Raw genomic sequence first — 17,742 nt, forward strand, 5'->3', positions numbered from 1 at the left:
TGTCAGCTTCCAAGCCAGCCTTTGATAACGACTTGTTCCGGCTTGGACGGATTGTAAAAACAAGAGCGGAAGGGAAGAGGGCGAATGAACGTCGAAGCGTTGTCCATACCCGGTTACAGCGGCAATAATGAGGATCGTTTTTTGATAAACACGGCTCAGCAGATATTTGCCGTGATTGACGGAGTTTCGTCTTTGGTGCCGTTTGTCACCAGGACCGGGCAGAGTGGAGGGGCAATGGCGGCCCGGATCGTTCACGATCATCTGGCGGCTGTCGGAAAAGACGCCGACTTGCCGTCTGTACTGCTCGCAGCCAACGAGCGCCTTCGGGATTATATGATCTCCGAAGAAATCGATTTGAGCCAAAAGGAAGCTTTGTGGGGTGCAGCCGCCGCCGTAGTGAAGCTCGATGGGACACACCTTCACTATGCCCAGACGGGAGACTGCATGATCTTTGCCGTGTATGCCGACGATTCGATCCGCGTCCTGACTCATCTGCAGGTAAATCACCTGGAAGCAGCCGCGATGGAAAAGTGGGAAGAAGGCATTCGCCAAGGCTTAAGCACAAGGGCTGAACTGATTGAAAGCGTTCGCGACATCCTCGTTCACAACCGCTATCAGGCAAATACGCCGGGAGGATACGGCGTGCTGAACGGCGAGCCGCTCAGCGGAGACTTTCTGGAGTACGGGAGGATCAACCGGATCGGCCTGAAGGCAGTGCTCCTGCTGACAGATGGACTGTTCTGGCCGGCCGCGCGCGGAGAAGGGAGCATCGGTTGGGAGAAAACGGTCTGTCCCATCCTGGAAAAAGGGCTGCAGGCGTATACAGATGAACTGGTCCAGTTGGAGAAAAGCGATCCGGAGTGCATCGCCTACCCGCGGTTCAAGCCTGCCGATGACAAAACCGGTGTCGTCATTTGCCTTCCCGAGAACGAGCCTGCGACTGAGCCGTATGGTCTTCCAAGGCTTTAGATTGAAGGTTGCAGTTGGCAGCACATTGATTTTTGCAGAAATCAGCCTGCTCATATACACTAAGCAGTGGAATCCTACTCAAAAGCGACAAAAGGGCGGTTAATCATGATTCAAGTCAACCATTTGCAAAAGGAGTTTCGCATTCATCAAGCCCGCGCCGGTCTGGGAGGCGCGTTTCGCGACCTGTTCAGCAGGGAATACAAGACGGTCAAAGCGGTCGACGACCTGTCCTTTTCCGTAGAAGAAGGGGAAATGTTCGCCCTGATCGGAGAAAATGGGGCAGGGAAGTCGACCACGATCAAAATGCTGACGGGCATCCTGAACCCGAGCGGCGGGGAGATCGTCATCAACGGCTTTATCCCGCAAAAACAGCGGGAGGACTACGTGCGCTCCATCGGCGTCGTGTTTGGCCAGCGCTCGCAGCTTTGGTGGGACCTGTCCCCGCTGGAGTCCTTCCGTCTGCTGAAAAGCGTCTACAAGGTCGAAGAGCATGAAGGACAGCGCTGGCTCGACCGTTTGATCGAGGAGCTCGACATCGGTTCGTTCGTCAGCCAGCCTGTACGCAAGCTGAGCCTCGGCCAGCGGATGCGCTGTGAGGTGGCGGCGGCGCTGATCCACAAGCCTCGCCTGCTGTTTCTGGATGAACCTACGGTCGGTCTGGACGTACTCGTAAAGCAAAAGATTCGCGAGTTTTTGCGAAATTTAAACGATACCGAGCATATGACGATTCTGTTGACCACACATGATGTGACCGACATCGAAGCGCTGTGCAAAAGAGTGCTGGTCATGGACAAAGGCAAGCTTATTTTTGACGGGCTGCTCGAAAACCTGAAGGAAAAATGGGGAAATGGGACGGAAGTGGCCTTTCAGTTCAAAAAGCGGACGTCAGCCGAAGAGCTGCGGACTGTCCTCGGCGAGCTGCCCTGTGAGATCATTCGGGAAAACGACTTTGCTTTGCGCGTAAAAGTGTCGCGCAGCCAGGAAATGCTGCCGTTCGTCCTGTCCACCGTGATGGCCTCGTTTGACATCAGCGACGTCAAAATTATGGAAGCGAGCACGGAGGACATCGTCCGCAATATCTACTCTACAGACAGCGAGGTAGTCAGCCATGGGTAAGCTTTACCTGGAACTGATCCGCATCCGCTTTCTGACCTTGCTGGCGTATCGCGTCAACTACTACAGCGGCATCATCATCTACGCGATCAACATCGGGGCGTACTACTTCCTCTGGGGGGCGATTTACGGCGGACAGCAGCAGCTCGGCGGTCTTTCGGTAGAGCAGATGACGGCGTATGTCGCCATCGCCTGGATGTCGCGGGCGTTTTATTTCAATAACATCGACATGGAGATGGCGCAGGAGGTCCGGGAGGGAAAAGTGGCGATCGAGATGATCCGCCCCTACAATTATCTCTCGGTCAAGACGGCGCAGGCATTCGGCGAAGGGATTTTCCGCATGCTGTTTTTCGCCGCGCCGGGCATTTTCCTGATCAGCCTGTTCATTCCGTTTCAATTCCCGAGCACGCCCGAAGCGTGGGGCATGTATCTGCTCAGCCTGATGTTCGCGTTTGTCATCAACACGCAGTTGAATCTGTTGACCGGTCTCGTTACCTTTTTCCTCTTCCGCAATGACGGGATGATGCGGGCCAAGCGGGTAGTCGTCGACCTTCTTTCCGGCCTGGTGCTGCCGATCAGCTTTTTCCCCGGCTGGGCCCAGACGCTGATGGGATATCTGCCGTTTCAGGCGATCAACTATTATCCCAGCGTCATCTTCACCGGGGCTATACCGGCGTCCCGCGCGTGGCAAATGATCGGATTCCAGGCGATTTGGGTCGCGGTCATTCTCATCCCGATCTTCGTCTTGTGGCGCAGAGCCCAGACCAAGCTGGTCGTGCAGGGAGGATAAGAAGCAATGGGTGAAATCAAGCATGTCTTGGGCATTTTTGCCACTTATTTGGGACAGTATTTCAAAACGCGTCTCGCGTACCGGACTGATTTTTTCGGGGAGCTCGTGTCCAATCTGATCAATGAGCTGATCAACCTCGTGTTTATCGTCGTCGTCTTTCAGCACGTGCCGCTGCTCAATGACTGGACGCGCGACGAGATTATTTTCATTTACGGCTTTTTCCTCATCCCGTACGCGCTGTTTTCGATGTTTTTCGGCTTCTGGGATTTCAACGAGCGGTACATTATTCGCGGAGAGATGGACCGCGTCCTGACCAGGCCGCTGCACAATCTCGCACAGGTCTGTCTTGAGTCGATCGCACCGGACCGGATTTTTGGCGTCATCACCGGTTTGATCATTATGGGCTATGCGGCTATTCAGCTGGATTTGTCCTTTACGTGGTACGACCCGTTCCTGTTTGTCGGTCTCGTCGTCAGCGGCATGCTGATCTATGGCGGGGTCTACACGGCCATTGCGGCCATCAGCTTTTTCTCCGATTCCCGGACAGGGATTTCGCCGATGATCTGGAATATTCAGCAGTATGGGCGTTACCCGGTCGACGTGTACAACAAGGTAATCCGGTTTGTGCTCACGTACGTGCTGCCCTTTGCCTTTGTCGGCGTGTATCCGGCGGCGTATTTTCTCCGCAAGGAAACGTGGTACGCGTATGCGGCGTTTACTCCCGTCGTGGGAATCGTCTTTTTCAGCATCGGACTGGTCGTCTGGAACTGGGGTGTGCGCAAATACAGCGGAGCAGGGTCGTAATCGGCTTGCTGCCTGACCCTCCTCCGTCTTGGGGGAGGGTTTTTGCATGCTTTTGTCGTATTGGGAAAAATTGCTTTCTTTCTACCTCGCTATGTTCCCCTGGCTGATCATGTTTGCTCCGCAAATGATAGCCGAAATTTGCGGCAGGTTTCCCAAAAGCGATGGGAGCTACGCAGGAGATTCGCAACGACCATAGCAGGGAACACTTCCAGCATTGTCAAATCCGAGTGCGGCACTGTATAATATCCATGTAAAATCACATACATTCCTTCGGGGCAGGGTGAAATTCCCGACCGGCGGTGATCGCGCCAAAAGCGCGTAAGCCCGCGAGCCTCCGCGATGCGAAAGCTTCCGGAGTGCAGGATCTGGTGCAAATCCAGAGCCGACAGTACAGTCTGGATGGGAGAAGGATGACGACAGTACGTACGCTGTGCGTGCTTGTTTGCTTGTGCATGGGTATTGCACGACGGGCTGGGTGCCGCTTTTCGGCCCTTCTGTTTACGTACCCTTTTTTAAGAGCACAGGTCTGTTTCGTTGTCTTTGCATGTGTGCCAAAGCCCTGAGGAGATGTTGTTTCTCAGGGCTTTTTGCTGTGCAAGGACCGAACGCGGGCACGTCCGGGTGTATGCTGTTGCCATTCCTCAAGAAGGAAGAAACCAATGAGGAGATGGTACAGATGAAAGGAACCGCGATTCCCACATCGCAAGCGACGCAGCGGCTGGTGACGATTCCCATGCTGGCGGCGGTCGCATTTGTCTTGCAGTACCTGGAATTTCAGGTGCCGCTCATGCCTACGTTTTTGAAGCTCGATTTCAGTACGCTGCCCGGATTGATCGGCGCCTTGCTCTACGGCCCAATGGCAGGCGTTATCGTCGAAGTGATGAAGAATGCGCTGCACATGCTGTTTAAAAATACGGACGGCCTTTTGATCGGCGAGCTGGCCAACGTAGTGGCGGGTGCGAGCTTCATCGTCGCAGCGGTTTGGCTGCAGCGGATGAAACAGGGGAAAATGAGCTTCATGGCCGGTCTTGCTATCGGTACTGTACTGATGACGGCTGTCATGGCGGTAGCCAACGCCTACTTCCTGCTGCCCGCCTATGCGGCTTTGTATCAGGTGTCGCTGGAGCAGCTGGTCGCGCAATTCCAGGCTGAGAGCGTATGGTCTTTGATCCTGTACGGCATCGTGCCGTTTAACCTGATAAAAGGAATCATGGTCTCCGTAGTCGCTTATCCGCTCTACGTGAAGCTGGCACCGAGACTCAGCCTTTATGCAAGAAATTGACATTGCCCGGCGGGTCTGCTACCATATTGCCCAAGAAACAGGCGAAAATGGCTGTGAAAGGACCCGCAGGTAGCGAATGTGGCGCAGAGAGTCGGCCCTTGGCTGAAAGGTCGATGCACAAATGTACCTGCTCCCCATCCTGGAGCTGCTGGCGACGAGCCATGCCGGATTCCCTCCGTTAACGGGTCAGAGCGGATCGCAGATGCTTGTGGCAGCAGCGGTCAATCAGGGTGGTACCGCGGGAGAGTTTCCCCCGTCCCTTTTTGGGATGGGGGTTTTTTGCGTTTTTGAAAAGAAGCTCATGAAGGAGTGAAGGGCATTGAAAGAAGGAAAAGCATTTGTCAAAGAAATCACGCCGCAGTCTGAAGACTTTTCGCGCTGGTACATCGACACGATCAAAAAAGCGGATCTGATGGATTATACGCCTGTGCGCGGCTGTATCGTTTTCAAGCCGGACGGATTTGAGCTGTGGGAGCGGATCCAGGAGGCGATGGACAAGCGGTTCAAGGAAACCGGCCACCGCAATGCCTATTTTCCGATGCTGATTCCCGAATCCTTTTTTCAGAAGGAAAAAGAGCACGTAGAAGGCTTCAACCCGGAACTGCCATGGGTTACGGAAGCTGCGGGGGAACAGTTGGAGGAGCGCCTTGCGCTGCGGCCGACCTCGGAGACGATGATCGGCCATATGTACAGTCAATGGATTCAAAGCTACAGAGATTTGCCGGTACTCATCAATCAGTGGGCAAATGTATTCCGCTGGGAAAAGCGGACGATGCCGTTCCTGCGCACCTCCGAATTTTTGTGGCAGGAGGGACACACCGCCCATGCCACAGAGGAGGAAGCCCGTCAGGAAACGATGCAGATGCTGGACATTTACGCCGAGGTCGTGGAGGAACTGCTCGCGATCCCGGTCTGGAAGGGGCAAAAGACGCCGAGCGAGAGGTTTGCTGGAGCTGTCGACACCTACTCCATCGAAGCGATGATGAAGGACGGCAAGGCCGTACAGGCCGGCACCTCGCACTATTTGGGAGAAAAATTTGCGCGGGGCTTCGAGATCAAGTACTTGGACCGCGACAATCAATTCAAATACGTGCATACGACATCCTGGGGGACCTCTACCCGCCTGATCGGCTCGATGATCATGGTGCACGGGGACGACCGGGGGCTGTCGCTGCCGCCTCGTGTAGCGCCTACGCAGGTCGTGATGATTCCGGTTGGACCGCCAAAGCTGCGTGAAAGGGTGATGGCAGCATTCGATCCGCTCTTTGATCAGTTGAAAGCGGCAGGCGTACGGGTCCGGGCTGACCTGCGCGAGGAGACTCCCGGCTGGAAATTCAACGAATGGGAGATGCGCGGCGTTCCGATCCGTCTGGAAATCGGTCCGCGCGATGTCGAGAACGGTCAGGTCATTCTGGCCCGCCGCGATACCGGGGAAAAGATCACGGCTCCGCTTGCGGATGCAGTAGAGGCGGTCGTAAACCTGCTTGAGGAAATCCAGCAAAACATGTACCAGCGGGCAGTCGAATTCCGCAATGCCCATTCGCATCTGGAGATCAACACGCTCGAAGAATTGAAGCAGCACGCGGAGACCGCCGAGAAAGAAAACGGCATCGCGGGTTGGGTGCTTGCGGGCTGGTGCGGCGACAATGGCTGCGAAGCAAAGGTAAAGGAAGAGACCAAGTTCACCTCCCGCAACATCCCGTTCGAGCCGCCTGCACAAAAATCCGCATGCATCTGCTGCGGCAAAGAGGCGATGCACACGGTCTGGTTTGCCCGGGCTTACTAAGGCAAGGCCATCAGGCCAAAATCAAACCCGACGAAAGAACGCTTACGGCCAAGCTAGACCAACAAATACGAAATGAAAAAGGGGGCGTCTTATTTTTGACGCCCCAATACCCATTCCGCAAACGCATCCGTATCCGTAAACTCGTAATCCGGTTCCGGCTGAAAGCCTCCCGTTTTTTGCGTGACCGGAAGCCAGGTGACTCCTACTGTCACCAGTCCGGCAGCCTTCCCGGCTATAATATCCGCGTTGCTGTCGCCGACGTAGATGGTCTGTTCGGGCGTTGCACCAAGCTGCTCCATCGCAAGCAAAATCCCCTCCGGATCGGGCTTCGGATTTGTCACCTCATCCCCGGCGATCACCACATCAAAATAAGGGGCAAGCCCCCACTCTTTCAGAGAGATATCTGCGCTTCGTCTGCCCTTTCCTGTGACAATCCCCATCGAAATGCCGGCTTGCTGCAAGCGGTCGAGCAGCCGGATCATTTCCGGCGGATTGGACACGCGCTGATGCTCGGCTGCGTAGAAGTCGTAAAAATGGGTCACGGCATCCGCCAATTGCTCGCTGGCAATCATGTTTTCCAGAATCCCCATCTCAGGCGGGCCAAACATCGCGACGATCTCCTGATCCGTGTAGTGGCGCTGAAGAAAGTGCTGAAAGGTAGAGCGGAAGGAATTGAAAATCATCGGCAGCGTATCGGCTACGGTCCCGTCGAAATCGAATAGAATGGTGCGCATCGTAAGCCTCCTTGGTCAAAAATGGAGAAAACCATCACAGCGGATGGTTTTCATGGTTGTTTTTGCATACTGGTCAGCTTCAGCATACTGCTGCGTTTTCTGATTGTTCGTTCAGTCTTATGCGAAGATGAGTTCTTTCATGCCTCGTTGTCTTCAAAGTCGTCGTCCTCGTCGTCTTCACTCGGGTCAGGAGGAGTAACGGGAAACAAGACATCAAAGAACTTAAACTTCCGTCGTCCGTTTTCATTTTTCAGTCCTTTGTACTTTTGGAGAAGGTCGCTAATCTCGGCAACCAATTCATTTCTTTCTTCTTGGCTTAAATAAAATTCAGTCAGGTTGTAAGCGAACGTATCCTTGTACTCCTTGCGCACATCCACGTCGCTGGCTACAAACCGGTTGAGCGTACGCACCAGATCCTTTTCCGTCGTGCGGAAAGGGGTAAACATGATATCGCTCAGCTGCTGTGCGTTTTCCTCGATCATCAGCCGCAGCTTCACCTGAATGACTTTGGCTACAGGCTCGTAGTACTTTTCCACGATCGAGCCTTTTACTCTCGTGTCTACCTGCTGCAACAAGCCTACGCGCACAAGTTCTTTCACATGATAGTGAAGACGGGCGGCGTTTTCCCCGAGCTCGGTTGCAATCTGCTTGGCTGTACGGGGCTCAAGATCCTCAAACAATTCCAAAATCTTTACACGTTCTGGTATAGCAAGGGATTTGAGGGCTTCCGGGTCTGTTACGTTAAAAAATTCTTTCATCGCCATTCTTCACCATCCAGCTACCTACGCAAATTTTATATTTCTTTATCATTACTATCCATCCATATTATCGTTTTCTGTGCAAAAGCGCAACGTGCAAGCGGATGAAGTAGCTGTAAGCTTGTGGTAAAATGAGACCAAATGAAAAGCAGTTTTTAGTGGAAGGACGGGATCAAAAATGGTCGCTGCAGGACAAGCTGCACCAGATTTTACCCTCAAGGCGAGCAACGGTCAGGAGCTTTCTCTGGCTGATTTTCGCGGAAAAAATGTGGTGCTCTATTTTTATCCAAAGGACATGACGCCGGGATGTACGACAGAAGCATGCGATTTCCGGGATTATCATCCCGATTTTGCCAAGCTGAATACGGTCGTACTGGGCATTAGCCCCGACGATGTGAAATCCCATGACAAGTTCGTCGCCAAGCACGAACTTCCTTTTCCGCTGCTTGCCGACACTGACCATCAGATCGCGGAAGCATATGGCGTATGGGTCTTGAAAAAGATGTACGGGCGCGAGTACATGGGCATCGAGCGGACGACCTTTGTCATCGATGCGGAAGGAAACATCGCCAAGGTCTGGCCCAAGGTTAAGGTAAAAGGGCACGTCCAGGAGGTGCTCGCGTTTATCCGGGAAGAGCTGCACAGGCCGTAATCCGGGGGACAACCAATAAATCAATGGGGGAACAAATAATGACTTTGTCCACTGCATATATGGTAGAAACGTTTTGCCAACTGGCCAACACGCCAAGCCCATCGGGAAATACGGGCAAGGTGATGTCCTGGGTGGCAGACGAGCTCGATCGACTGGGCGTCAGCTATGTAAAAACCAACAAAGGAGCGGTACTGGCGACGCTGCCGGGCAAAAACAAGGAAAAGCATCGTCTGCTGACGGCTCACGTCGATACCTTGGGCGCGATGGTAAAGGAAATCAAGAGCAATGGCCGGCTGAAGCTCGCTTTGATCGGCGGCTTTGAATTCAATGCCATTGAGGGGGAGCACTGCACGATTGAGACAGACAGCGGCCGACTTGTTACCGGCACCATTTTGTCGACCAAGGCATCTGTACATGTGTATGGCCGGGAAGCTGGCAAAATGGAGCGCAACGAAAGCAACATGGAAGTCAGGCTGGACGAGAAAGTAAAAACAAAGGAAGACGTGGCTGCGCTTGGCATCAGCGTAGGCAATTTTGTCTCCTTTGACCCGCGTGTAACAGTTACCGAGAGCGGCTTTATCAAATCGCGCCATATCGACGACAAGGCGAGCGTAGCGATTTTGTTCGGGGTGCTCAAGCATATCGGAGAAAGCGGCATCGAGCTTCCGTATACGACGCATTTCCTGATCAGCAACAACGAGGAAATCGGTTATGGCGGCAATTCCAGCGTTCCGGCACAAGTGGTCGAATATCTGGCTGTCGACATGGGGGCGATCGGAGACGGACAGACGACAGATGAATACTGCGTGTCCATCTGTGCCAAGGATTCCTCCGGCCCTTACCATTACGGCTTGCGCAAGCATTTGGTGCGCCTGGCCGAGGAGCAGGGTCTCAACTACCAGGTCGATATTTATCCGTATTACGGCTCGGACGCCAGCGCGGCGCTGAGAGCCGGATACGACATCGTTCACGGCCTGATCGGTCCGGGCGTGGACGCTTCTCACTCCCATGAAAGAACACACAAAGAGGCGCTGGAGAATACGGGAAAACTGGTCCTGGCCTACATCCAGTCTGAAGAGCTGCAAGCATAGGAGGACTTTGCTATGAGTGATATGTACCGCTGGGCCGACTACTACGACTTGACACAGCGCGGCATGGCAGGTGACGTGGAGTTTTACCTCGATATGGCTCGTCATGCAGGTGGCGAGGTGCTGGATCTGGCATGCGGGACTGGCCGTACCAGCATACCGATGGCAGAAGCAGGATTGTCCGTCACCGGGCTGGATTTGTCGTCCGAGATGCTGAAGCGAGCGCAGGAAAAGGCGGAAAAACACGGTGTAGCGGATCGCCTTCGGCTGATCCAGGGAGACATGCGCTCCTTTGATCTGCAAAAGACGTTTTCACTGATTATGATCCCGTTTCGCTCCTTTTTGCATCTGCTGTATATCCAGGAACAGATGAAGGCGCTGGCTTGCATCCGAAAGCACCTGGCACCTGGAGGAAAGCTGGTTTTTAATGTGTTTGTGCCCAAAATCAGCCATTTGTATGAGGAGAGCGAAAAGATGTCGCTCCGCGGCACTTTCCGATTGGAAACGGGAGAAGAGGTTGCAATGTGGGACTACACACGCTACGACCATTTCCAGCAGCTATCCGAGGTGACTCGGACTTATGAACGGACTTCACCGGACGGTGTCGTGACCGAAAGAGTTGTCGGGCGATTTACGCTGCGCTACATCTTCCCCGCCGAGCTGCACCATTTGCTTCGGCTCAATGGGTTCAAGGTGACGCAGCGTTACGGCTCCTTTGACAAAAAGCCGTTCGATTCTTCCAGCAGCGAATTGATAGTAGTCGCCGAACTGCTTTAAAGCGAGCGAACTTCTTTCAAGCGACCGAACTGCTTTCAAGGGAGCGAACTTCTTTCGAGCGACCGAACTGCTTTCAAGGGAGCGAATGGATAAAGCGCAAGCGGGATGTCCCCGTGTCGATTTCCGGGGAAATAAGAAGAATGGGGGACTGACGGTGAAAATTTATACAAAGTCAGGGGACAAGGGCGAAACGTCACTGGTGTTTGGCGTTCGCGTCCCGAAGTTTGCGGATCGCGTAGAAGCGTACGGAACATGTGACGAAGCCAATTCAAGCATTGGCCTTGCACTTTCTCTCCTGCCTGCCGGGGACGAATGGAAGGAACTTCGTCAAGTTTTTCACGTCATTCAAACCAAGCTGTTTCACATTGGAGCGGAGCTTGCCACCCCTGTGGGAAAACAGGTGGGATGGCCGATCCAGGAAGAGGATGTACTCTTTTTGGAAGGGGAAATCGACAAGCTTGACGCTGCTTTGCCTCAACTGACCAACTTTATTTTGCCGGGCGGGCATCCGGCTGCCGCCGCGTTTCACATAGCCCGCACCGTAGTCCGCAGGGCTGAGCGCAAGGCAGTAATGGTCGCAAACCAGGAAGAGGTAAACGCCGCTGTCGTGAAATATTTGAATCGCTTGTCCGATTATTTATTTGTCGTGGCGAGGTATGTCAATCGCGAGACAGGGCATGAAGAGCTTCAATTGCACGAATAGAGAAGGGCGGCGTGTACCTGTCCAGGCTTTCAATGCGGGCTTCCAGTCCGGGCTTCTGAACCAGTTTTCGAACCATGCTTTTGACCATACTTCAACTATACTTTCGACCGGGTTTCCGAAGTAGGCTTCGACCGAAGCTTTTGAACCAGGCTCCCGATCCAGACTTCTGAACCAAGCTTTTGCGCCGGGGTTCCGATTCCGGCTTGCTTTTCGGGCAGCGTTCTGCTCTAGTCCGATACAAAAATGATGGACGTCGCAGCATGCTTGTAACGTATATTCCGATGCAAATTCCGATGAGGCTGCTCTCTAATCCAGAGCAGCTTGCATCCCTTTTCTAAAGCCATGAAAGGGAACCAGACATTTCCCGAGGCAATCCATTTTTGAAAAGGAGGGATTCGTATGTTTCAGAAAGCGGACAAGTGCTTGCGGACGAATAAATTTACTGAACAGTTGGAATTTTACCGCAGATTGATGGGATTTGACGTTGAGCAGGTGGAGGGAGAGCAGCAGCTGACATTTTTGATTGCCCCTGGCGGTGAGCGGATTTTACTGGCGGGAACAGAGCAAAAAGACCTTTCTTTGTATTTGACGGAAGTGTTTGACCAGCCAATCCTTGGACAGAGCTTCTATCTTTCCGCACCTTCGTCATTTTATGAATATCGCGATCGGGTACTGGCTCAAAAGCAGCACAATGCGGAATGGGTAGAAACGGAATGGGGCTGGGAACGTCTCAGTGTGACTGATCCGGAAGGCTATGTGATCACATTCTGGGGCGGGCGGAATCTGAGTGACGGGCAGATCATAGCCTTTTACGACGAAGCCCCGACTCGTCTGAAGAAAGCGCTGGAGGGACTGAACGATCAGCAGCTTGACTTGTCCCGTGCTCCCGGAAAATGGTCGATTCGCCAAATCGTTTTACATATGGTAGACTCGGACGCAACCTCGCTGGCGATGGTGAAGTTCGCTCTGGCGGAGCCAGGGAGGGTATTTCACGGGAATGCTTACGACCCTGACGTATGGGCGGCCGGATTGGATTATGCCCATCGCAGCATACAAGCGGAGGTCGAGCTGTTTTGCGCGATCCGCTCTCATATCGGCGGCCTGTTGAAGCACCTGCCCGACGCGATGGACAGAACGGTCTCTCTGTCATCGGGACACATCGTATCCGTTCGCCAGCGGATCGAGCCGCTCATGGGACATGCTTTGCATCATATCGGGCAAATTCTTGAAACCCGGAAGGTTCATGGAGTATAAAAGGCCAGGTAATGAAAGGAACCAAAAGCGGTTAGAGATCTTGAAAAGGGGAGAGGAGCACGATGGCCAGCCTGCCCTCGGTTTAGTTCGGGGTGGCCGGCCGTATTTTATGTCTTCTCGGGCGGGAAGGAGGTTTGAACATCTCCGTTGATATTCCGCTAACATTTTAGCGCAAGTACGCTTTGATACCTTGCAAAAAAGGAATTTTCTCTGTGTCAAATATGTCGTACAGCGATTCCGTATCCGAGCATGCGTTTCCTTCCAGCAGCATCGTCAGTTGGGTATTGGTGATCGGGAAGAAGGAGAAACCTTCCATCAGATTAATGACCGGCTTCATCAATCCCAGCGGAATATGCACTTTCCGTACTTTGCGCTTGCCGATGGCTTCGCCAATAGCGTCGAGAATCGCTCCATAGGAGACTGGTTCCGGTCCGCCCGTCTCGAAAATTCGTCCGACAGCAGATTCTCGGGAGAGAGCCTGGACAAATACATCTGCTACTGTCTGGCTGGCAACGGGCTGCAGGAGATAGGAGCCGTCTCCAATCACGGGGGTCACAGGCATACGGACAAGATCGGCCAGCATGTTGACGAATTCATCTCCCGGACCGAAGATCACGGAGGGACGGAAAATGACGTAAGGGATGCCGCTGCCCTTCACGAGCTGTTCTGCTTCGTATTTGCTCTGATGGTACCCGCTCGTCGCATTGGCTCTCGCTCCAAGCGCACTCATGTGAACAAAGCGCCGGATGCCTGCTTTCTTGGCGGCTTGCAAAACATTTCGGGTCCCCTCCACATGAATCCGGGGAAATGTAATGCCCTTTTGCTTTTGTTCACGGATAATGCCTACCAGATGGATAACGGCGTCGCAGCCAGCCATCGCCCGGGAAAGTGAATCGGGGTCGAACAGATCACCGGCGGCGACTCTAGCATTTTCACTTGCCTGGTTTTGCTTGCGCCATTTTTCCTCCGAACCGGGACGAACCAGGCAAACGACCTCATGTCCGTCTTCTGCCAGTTTTGCCAAAATACCCTTTCCTACAAAGCCGGTACCGCCCGTCAGGAACACTTTCATCCATATCCCCCCTAAAGTAAAAAACTCCCAGGTTCCATTGTACACCAGATAGACAGCTTGCTCCATTGCTGATGCGCTCTCCCGGTGGATTGACAAAAGAGCGTATAATACTAATAGAAAGAGAGGAGGTCCAAGCTTTGGCTCAACGCAAAGTACCCGTAGATGACATTTTGGAAATACTTTACCAAACATACCCAGATGCTCACTGTGAGTTGAACTATACCTCGCCTTTTGAGCTGTTGATTGCGACGATCCTGTCAGCCCAGTGCACAGATAAACGGGTAAATGAGATTACTGCGCCCTTGTTTCAAAAACACAATAAACCGGAAGATTTTCTCCACATGACACAAGAGGAAATGGAGGAGCATATAAAAGGGCTGGGATTGTATAAAAATAAAAGTAAAAACATCCTGGAGACCTGCCGGATCCTTTACGAAAAGTACAACGGCGAGGTTCCGCAAAACCATGCGGAGCTGGAGGCGCTTCCCGGCGTAGGCAGAAAGACCGCCAATGTCGTTTTGTCCAACGCCTTTGGAGTTCCAGCCATCGCAGTCGATACACACGTGTTTCGGGTTGCCAATCGCCTCGGCTTGGCCAAAAGCGACAATGTGGACGAGGTGGAGCGTCAGCTCATGAAGCGGATCCCCAAGGAAAAGTGGTCGGATGCCCATCATTGGCTCATCTGGCATGGACGACGCATCTGTGCCGCTCGTACTCCACAGTGCAGCATCTGTCCTTTGAAGGACATGTGCAGGTACGCCCTGGCCGAAGAGAAGAAGGCGAAGTCATCGCGGACAAAAGAGACGGCGAAAACAGCTGCCACCGCCAAAAAAACGGCGTCCAAGTCAAAATCGGCGGGAACAGCAGGCACGAAGGAAAAGGCAAAGAAGCCGGCGGCGAAAAAAACGGCAGCATCGCAGGGCTGATGAATGTCTGAATCATCGATTCCGATTTCCGGTGAATGTATATTGACAGTTTTCCTTGATTAGAAGTACACTTAATTTAAAGTAATTCTAATCAAAGGGTTTGACAAACCATGTACATTCATCGTGCGAAAGACTGTGAGGTGTAGCACAATGTCACAGCGTGTAGAAAAAGCTGTTGAAATCCTAAAGAACACCGGGGTAAGGATGACACCTCAGCGTCATGCCATTCTATCCTATTTGTTGGGGACGATGACCCATCCGACAGCTGATGAGATTTACAAGGCTCTGGAGGGGAAATTCCCCAATATGAGCGTGGCGACTATTTACAATAACCTGCGCGTCTTTAAGGATGCGGGTCTGGTGCGCGAGCTTACCTACGGAGATGCGTCCAGCCGCTTTGACGCCAATGTGGAGGAAGATCACTACCACGCGATCTGTTCGGAATGCGGTTCGATCCGGGATTTCCACTACCCTTATCTCCGAGATGCCGAGGCTTCGGCCGCAAAAACCATTGGATTTCGTGTAACCGGACACCGGATGGAGGTATACGGGGTATGCGAAGATTGTCAAAAGAAGACGCATTGAGGAATGTGTCGCTCAAAGAACACCTTCTGCTTCCAACAGGCTTTCGTTGGAGAGAGGGTGTTTTTTTGTTGCGCTGAGATGTTTATGCAAATTAGGGCGAGACATGTAACCTTTTGGCGATTGCCACGTCATCTTTGAATGAAGGTTTTAGCCATTTCCAGTTTCTCGAAGGTTGTGAATAGAGTGAACAGAAGGTACGATAAGAGGAATACAGCCGTCAATGCATGTTATACATATGGTCAAGTCAAGAAGCGGTTGAGCGGAGGGAGTAGTCGATGAGTCTGGAAGTAGCCTTGGATAGACGAGCGAGACGACGCAAGAGACGAAAGCGCAGGGCTCCGCTCCTTTTTTTGATGCTCCTGGTTTTGGCTGCCGGGTTTGGGTATTGGTATTTTGAACTGAAGCCGTCGAATGAACAGGTGTTGCCCTATTTAGGAAACGAACGTCCCATCGTCTTCGAGGGCGAGCCTTTTAAGCAGCCGTATGCAATGGAAGGCGATCAGATTTTGCTGCCGTTTGAATTTATCCAGGAGCGCCTCGACCCGCACATTCATTGGGAAGAGCCGACCAAGATGCTGATCATTACAACCAAGGACAAGGTTCTCCGCATGCAGAGCGGCCAATTGGTGGCCTATTTGAACAAGAAGCCGGTGGATTTGCAGGTGCCAGTCTCCATCATTGGCGGCCACCGCTACATCCCGCTTGCCCCTCTGGAAAAGCTGTATCCGTATGCCTTTACGCGGCATGAGACAAGCGGGGTGCTGCGCGTAGAGAAAAACGAGTACGAAATCCAGCAGGCACATGTACTAAAGGATGAAGAGAAGGTCCGGCTTCGTTTAGAGCCGACGCATCGTTCCCCTTATTTGGCAGAACTGCCGGGAGGAGCCGTAGTGGACGTGCTGGGACAAGAAGAGGAGTGGTACCAGGTCTTGTCCGCTGACGGCATATCCGGTTATTTGCCCAAGAAGGTCGTCGAGCAAGGGGATGTAAGAAAGGTCAATTTGGAACAGCCGGCAGAATCCTTGCCTGTTTTATGGACACCGAAAGGGAAAAAGGTCAATCTCACCTGGGAACAAGTCGTCAAGCGAAATCCGAATACGGCCGAGATCGGCAGCATGCCAGGCGTGAATGTCGTATCCCCGACCTGGTTTGAGCTAAGCGATGCCGAAGGAACACTGATTAACAAGGCTGATCCTGCGTACGTCCAATGGGCCCACAAGCGGGGTTATCAGGTGTGGGGGCTTGTAACCAACGGATTTAATCCGGATTGGACGCGGTCCGTTTTGTCCAGTTATGAAAAACGTGACAAGGTCATCTCCCAAATCCTTCACTACGCTTATCTGTACGATTTGGATGGGATCAATCTCGATTTTGAAAATGTCTACATCGAGGAAAAGGACAAGCTTGTCCAATTCGTTCGGGAGCTGACGCCATACCTTCATCAGCAGGGGCTGGTCGTCTCTGTGGATGTCACGATTAAATCGACCAGTGACATGTGGTCTCGCTTTTATGACCGGAAGGCTTTGGGCGAAGTCGTAGACTACATGGCTGTGATGACCTATGACGAGCACTGGGCATCGAGTCCGAAGGCCGGTTCCGTCGCTTCACTGCCGTGGACCGAAAACGGACTGAAGGGAGTCTTGGAAGAAGTGCCGGCGGAAAAGGTGCTGCTGGGCGTTCCATTCTATACGCGCTTGTGGAAAGAGGCCAAACAGCAGGATGGCAGCATTAAAGTAACGTCAAAGGCATTGTCGATGCCGACGGCTGAGAAATGGGTGCAAGAGAGGAAGCTGACGCCAAAACCGGATGAAGCAACCGGTCAGCTCTATGTTGAATACAAGGACCCGGCTGACGGAGCTGTCTACAAGATGTGGATGGAGGATGTCTCGTCGATGAAAAAGCGCATGGAGCTTGTAAAGAAATACGATCTCGCGGGGGTAGCCTCATGGCGGCGGGGCTATGAGCAGCCGGCTATCTGGGAAGCGATCGATGCAAGCTTGAATGCGGCGGAATAAGAGGAAAGCGGTGAAAAATGCGAAAAACCACCTGGATCACTTGACTGTGACGGGTGGTTTTTTGTGATGTTTTGTTTCGTGTCGAGCCCCTCAGGTGTGGTTTTGCTGAGGCTGTTCATCGTCCAGCTTTAAAGGCTGTCCACAAAACATACAAGCGTCTTCTTTTCCGAGCATCTTTGTTACCTTGTTACAGGAGGGGCATTCCACTTGCGGTGCCGAGGTGGAGACCATTCCGGAAATCATAAACATAACGGTCGCCCCCATAGTCAGCAAAAAACCGATGATTAAAAGGAGAGTCATAAATACATAAGAACCCTTCAACAAAGTTCCCAGGAAAGGGATAAAATCGAGATATCCCGCGAAAAACGCGTAGCCTGTATACATCGACAAAATGCCGATTCCCATGCTCCAGTTGCCCCAGGAACGCATTCTTT

The 17,742-nt window shown here is 52.8% G+C and carries 18 protein-coding genes and 1 riboswitch (1 of these 19 only partly in view); of the genes, 14 read left to right on the top strand and 4 right to left on the bottom strand.

Annotated elements, in window-relative coordinates:
* The first annotated feature begins 84 nt into the window (after positions 1–84).
* The 6 genes from NSQ24_RS05990 (at position 85) to proS (ending at position 6,744) form a co-directional block, all read left to right on the top strand.
* Positions 85–969: a PP2C family serine/threonine-protein phosphatase gene (locus tag NSQ24_RS05990; protein ID WP_024984692.1), complete on the top strand. Its 885-nt coding sequence runs from the start codon at positions 85–87 to the stop codon at positions 967–969.
* Positions 970–1,074: 105 nt separating this feature from the next.
* Complete coding sequence (locus NSQ24_RS05995) at positions 1,075–2,085, top strand: ATP-binding cassette domain-containing protein (protein WP_339167431.1); 1,011 nt, start codon at positions 1,075–1,077, stop codon at positions 2,083–2,085.
* Positions 2,078–2,872: an ABC-2 family transporter protein gene (locus tag NSQ24_RS06000; protein ID WP_024984691.1), complete on the top strand. Its 795-nt coding sequence runs from the start codon at positions 2,078–2,080 to the stop codon at positions 2,870–2,872. The genes NSQ24_RS05995 and NSQ24_RS06000 overlap by 8 nt, the downstream gene beginning before the upstream one ends.
* Before the next feature lie 6 nt (positions 2,873–2,878).
* Complete coding sequence (locus NSQ24_RS06005) at positions 2,879–3,676, top strand: ABC-2 family transporter protein (protein WP_003391613.1); 798 nt, start codon at positions 2,879–2,881, stop codon at positions 3,674–3,676.
* Between the two features lie 262 nt (positions 3,677–3,938).
* Positions 3,939–4,091: riboswitch (FMN riboswitch) on the top strand.
* A 261-nt stretch (positions 4,092–4,352) separates the two neighbouring features.
* On the top strand, positions 4,353–4,958 hold the full coding sequence (locus NSQ24_RS06010) for an ECF transporter S component (protein ID WP_024984690.1): 606 nt from the start codon (positions 4,353–4,355) through the stop codon (positions 4,956–4,958).
* 319 nt (positions 4,959–5,277) lie between these two features.
* Complete coding sequence (gene proS, locus NSQ24_RS06015) at positions 5,278–6,744, top strand: proline--tRNA ligase (protein WP_003391618.1); 1,467 nt, start codon at positions 5,278–5,280, stop codon at positions 6,742–6,744.
* A gap of 89 nt (positions 6,745–6,833) precedes the next feature.
* On the opposite strand, the gene NSQ24_RS06020 is transcribed toward proS, so the two are convergent.
* Together NSQ24_RS06020 and NSQ24_RS06025 are read right to left on the bottom strand one after the other, a co-directional pair.
* Positions 6,834–7,478 (bottom strand): HAD-IA family hydrolase, encoded by a 645-nt coding sequence (locus NSQ24_RS06020; RefSeq protein WP_003391620.1) that lies wholly within the window; start codon positions 7,476–7,478, stop codon positions 6,834–6,836.
* A 137-nt stretch (positions 7,479–7,615) separates the two neighbouring features.
* Positions 7,616–8,236 (bottom strand): helix-turn-helix domain-containing protein, encoded by a 621-nt coding sequence (locus tag NSQ24_RS06025; RefSeq protein WP_024984688.1) that lies wholly within the window; start codon positions 8,234–8,236, stop codon positions 7,616–7,618.
* 178 nt (positions 8,237–8,414) lie between these two features.
* Here NSQ24_RS06025 and bcp point away from each other — a divergent pair, with 178 nt between their 5' ends.
* The 5 genes from bcp (at position 8,415) to NSQ24_RS06050 (ending at position 12,710) form a co-directional block, all read left to right on the top strand.
* Entirely contained in the window at positions 8,415–8,888 is a 474-nt protein-coding gene (gene bcp / locus NSQ24_RS06030; protein ID WP_003391624.1) for a thioredoxin-dependent thiol peroxidase, read from the top strand.
* Between the two features lie 38 nt (positions 8,889–8,926).
* Entirely contained in the window at positions 8,927–9,979 is a 1,053-nt protein-coding gene (locus NSQ24_RS06035) for a M42 family metallopeptidase (RefSeq protein WP_024984687.1), read from the top strand.
* 12 nt (positions 9,980–9,991) lie between these two features.
* A complete protein-coding gene (locus tag NSQ24_RS06040) occupies positions 9,992–10,753 on the top strand; it encodes a class I SAM-dependent methyltransferase (RefSeq protein ID WP_251237727.1) in 762 nt (253 codons plus the stop codon).
* A 154-nt stretch (positions 10,754–10,907) separates the two neighbouring features.
* Positions 10,908–11,456: a cob(I)yrinic acid a,c-diamide adenosyltransferase gene (locus NSQ24_RS06045; protein ID WP_024984685.1), complete on the top strand. Its 549-nt coding sequence runs from the start codon at positions 10,908–10,910 to the stop codon at positions 11,454–11,456.
* A 399-nt stretch (positions 11,457–11,855) separates the two neighbouring features.
* Positions 11,856–12,710 (top strand): DinB family protein, encoded by an 855-nt coding sequence (locus NSQ24_RS06050; protein WP_003391631.1) that lies wholly within the window; start codon positions 11,856–11,858, stop codon positions 12,708–12,710.
* A 166-nt stretch (positions 12,711–12,876) separates the two neighbouring features.
* Here NSQ24_RS06050 and NSQ24_RS06055 read toward each other — a convergent pair whose 3' ends face one another.
* Positions 12,877–13,782: a complex I NDUFA9 subunit family protein gene (locus NSQ24_RS06055; RefSeq protein ID WP_227278508.1), complete on the bottom strand. Its 906-nt coding sequence runs from the start codon at positions 13,780–13,782 to the stop codon at positions 12,877–12,879.
* Between the two features lie 137 nt (positions 13,783–13,919).
* Here NSQ24_RS06055 and nth point away from each other — a divergent pair, with 137 nt between their 5' ends.
* The 3 genes from nth to NSQ24_RS06070 all read left to right on the top strand — a co-directional run bounded on the left by nth (position 13,920) and on the right by NSQ24_RS06070 (position 17,308).
* Entirely contained in the window at positions 13,920–14,708 is a 789-nt protein-coding gene (nth, locus tag NSQ24_RS06060; protein WP_031933175.1) for an endonuclease III, read from the top strand.
* A gap of 150 nt (positions 14,709–14,858) precedes the next feature.
* On the top strand, positions 14,859–15,293 hold the full coding sequence (gene perR, locus NSQ24_RS06065; RefSeq protein WP_003391638.1) for a peroxide-responsive transcriptional repressor PerR: 435 nt from the start codon (positions 14,859–14,861) through the stop codon (positions 15,291–15,293).
* 275 nt (positions 15,294–15,568) lie between these two features.
* On the top strand, positions 15,569–17,308 hold the full coding sequence (locus tag NSQ24_RS06070; RefSeq protein ID WP_003391640.1) for a glycosyl hydrolase family 18 protein: 1,740 nt from the start codon (positions 15,569–15,571) through the stop codon (positions 17,306–17,308).
* A gap of 90 nt (positions 17,309–17,398) precedes the next feature.
* Here NSQ24_RS06070 and NSQ24_RS06075 read toward each other — a convergent pair whose 3' ends face one another.
* Positions 17,399–17,742 carry the 3' portion of a YgzB family protein gene (locus NSQ24_RS06075; RefSeq protein ID WP_003391641.1) on the bottom strand. 31 nt of this gene lie beyond the right edge of the window, so 344 of the gene's 375 nt are visible here — the last part of the coding sequence; the start codon falls outside the window, past its right edge; it ends in the stop codon at positions 17,399–17,401.

The sequence above is a fragment of the Brevibacillus sp. FSL L8-0520 genome (assembly GCF_037963895.1).
GTDB classification, from domain to species: domain Bacteria; phylum Bacillota; class Bacilli; order Brevibacillales; family Brevibacillaceae; genus Brevibacillus; species Brevibacillus borstelensis.